This window comes from Phenylobacterium sp. (genome assembly GCF_031425575.1).
Classification (GTDB): Bacteria; Pseudomonadota; Alphaproteobacteria; order Caulobacterales; family Caulobacteraceae; genus Phenylobacterium.
Genome location: NZ_JANPJP010000036.1, coordinates 1 through 2435 on the forward strand (window position 1 = coordinate 1; position 2435 = coordinate 2435).

At 67.5% G+C, this 2435-nt stretch carries 2 protein-coding genes; both read right to left on the reverse strand.

Going from position 1 to position 2435, the window contains the following annotated elements; all coding sequences use genetic code 11:
* Window positions 1–885, reverse strand: an 885-nt coding sequence (locus RMO97_RS01770; protein ID WP_310538840.1) for a PAS domain S-box protein, incomplete at its 3' end; no start/stop codon positions are given.
* Between the two features lie 57 nt (window positions 886–942).
* Window positions 943–2099 (reverse strand): IS3 family transposase gene (locus RMO97_RS01775; RefSeq protein ID WP_310538841.1). Its coding sequence is split into 2 segments (ribosomal slippage): window positions 943–1850 and window positions 1850–2099, totalling 1158 coding nucleotides; the frame shifts between segments, so codons are not numbered across the junction.
* Between the last annotated feature and the right edge of the window lie 336 nt (window positions 2100–2435).

Consider the following 2435-nt stretch of genomic DNA (forward strand, 5'->3'; position numbering starts at 1 on the left):
CCCTCTGCGGGCCGTCACGTCGGCCTGGACCCCCACGAAGTGCGTCAGTTCGCCAGGGTCGTTAAGGACCGGCGAGATTGACACGGCGTTCCAAAAAGGCGAGCCGTCTTTTCGGTAATTCAGGAGTTCGACCGTGCAAGGGCGTCCAGCATGGATCGCTTCCCGAAGTAGAGCGACCGAGTTTTTGTCCGTATCTGGGCCCTGCAGGAACCGACAGCTTCGACCCAGGGCTTCGGCGGCGCTGTACCCGGTGATTCGCTCGAAGCCTGGGCTGGCGAAGATGATCGGGTTGTCCGGCAGGCTGGGGTCCGTAATCAGGATGCCTTCCGACACGGCCTGGATCGCCCGGTCCCGCAGGCGCAGGTCTTCCTCGGCTTGCTTCCGCTCGGTGATGTCTCTCAGGTAGGCCGTGAACAGCGGCGGGCCTTCGGTCGGGATGCGGGTGATGGCGACTTCGACGGGGAACTCGGTCCCGTCCGCACGCCGGGCCGGGAGTTCGAGACGCTTGCCGAGGACCGGCCCTTCCCCGGTCGCAAGGTAGTGCGCCATCCCCCGATGATGCCGCTGCCGGAGCGACGGCGGGATGATGAAGTCCGCAAGCTCCCGTCCGACGACCTCCCCACGGGAGTAGCCGAACGTCCGTTCCGCTGCCGGGTTGAACTCGACCACCTGACCGTGGTGGTCCATCGTGATGACGCAATCGAGGGCCGTATCCAGTATGGCCGTTTTGCGGGCCTCACTCGCCCGCAAGGACAGTTCGGACTGGCTTCGCTCGATGCCGATGGACAGCACGTCGGCAATTGAGGCCATTGCTCGGAGCGTAAAGTCGGTCAGAGGTTGGCGTGCAAACACGGCCATGACGCCAACCACCCGGTTGTCGGCCATCAGGGGGTAGCCCGCAAAGGCCACCATTGGACTTCCCCAAGAAAAATGGAGCCGAGGTTAGGGGTGATTCTGGTTGTGCGACCGCTCGAAATCCCCGGGAGAGAGAAAGCCCAGGGAGGAGTGTCGGCGGACGCGGTTGTAGAACGCCTCGACGTAATCGAAGATGCTCGCCCTCGCCTGCTCGCGTGTCGTGTACCTCTCGTCGTGCACCAGCTCCTTCTTCAGGGTGGCGAAGAACGACTCCACCGGCGCGTTGTCCCAGCACTGGCCCACGCCGCTCATGCTGCACCCGATCCCGTGCCTGGACAGCAGCCGCTGGTAGTGGTCGCTGGCGTACTGGCTCCCACGGTCCGAGTGCGCCAACAGGCCCTCGCCCGGCTTCCGCCGCTTCAACGCCATGTCCAGGGCGTCCACGACGAGGCGGCTGGTCATGGTCGCGTCCATCGACCAGCCCACGATCATCCGGGAGAAGAGGTCCTCCACCACGGCCAGGTACAGCCAGCCGTCCGCCGTCGGGATGTAGGTGATGTCGGCGCACCACGCCTCGTTCGGGCCCGAGGGGTCGAAGGCCCTGTCCAGGACGTTGTCGGCCACGGGAAGGCCGTGCCGCGAGTCGGTGGTGCGGGTGGCCCGCCTGGCCTGCCTCGCCCGGATCCCGTTGTCCCTCATCAGCTTGGCCACCGTGTTCTCCGTGCAGGGGTGGTCGCGGGCGTTGAGCTCGGCGGTCATCCTCGGGCTGCCGTAGCGGCCCTTGACCTCGGCGTGGATCTGGCGGATCGCCGCGACCAGCCGTTCGCGGCGCCCCTCGGCCAGGGAGGGCGGGCGGGAGGCCCAGCAGTGGTAGCCGGACTCGGACACGTCGAGGGCCTCGCACATCCGGCAGAGGGGCATCACGCCAAGGTTGTCGGCGATGAAGGCGAAGGTCAGCTCGGGTGGCTGGCGAAGTAGGCCGCGGCTTTTTTTAGGAGGTCGCGCTCGGCGCGGAGGCGGGCGACCTCGGCCCTGAGGAGGCGGAGCTCGTCCTGCTCGGCCGTCAGGTTGCCGGGGCCGGGGAAGGCGGAGTCGCCCAGGCCGGCGGCGGCGTCGCGCCAGGCGCGGAGGGTCTCCTCCTTGACGCCGAGGCGGCGGGAGGCCTCGGCGACGGAGAGGCCGTCGCGGGTGATCATGCGGACGGCCTGGATCTTGAACTCGCGGGTGTAGGTCTTGCGGGCCATCGGTGCCCTCCTCCTTCTGAATCTACACCCCATTCCCCGACTCCACCAACCTTGGGGAGGTCCAGGCGCGATCCCAGCTAAGGCGGCCTTCGGGCCTACCGGCCCGCCCGCCTGCCTAGCCGCAAATGCCCCCCACGCCACAGGGGATGGTCGCGAGGACCACGCCAGGCCCCTCCACCTTTCAGAACCGGGGGCACGTGGGGCAGCACCACGTTAGATGGGGCGAAACGTGGCTAAGGCAGCTCCACCACCGGTGGAGCCACTTGCGAACGCGGTGGACCGTCCTGGCCGCCTTGGCGCTGCCACCAGCAATGGCGAAAAGCTCCGCCCGCCTCG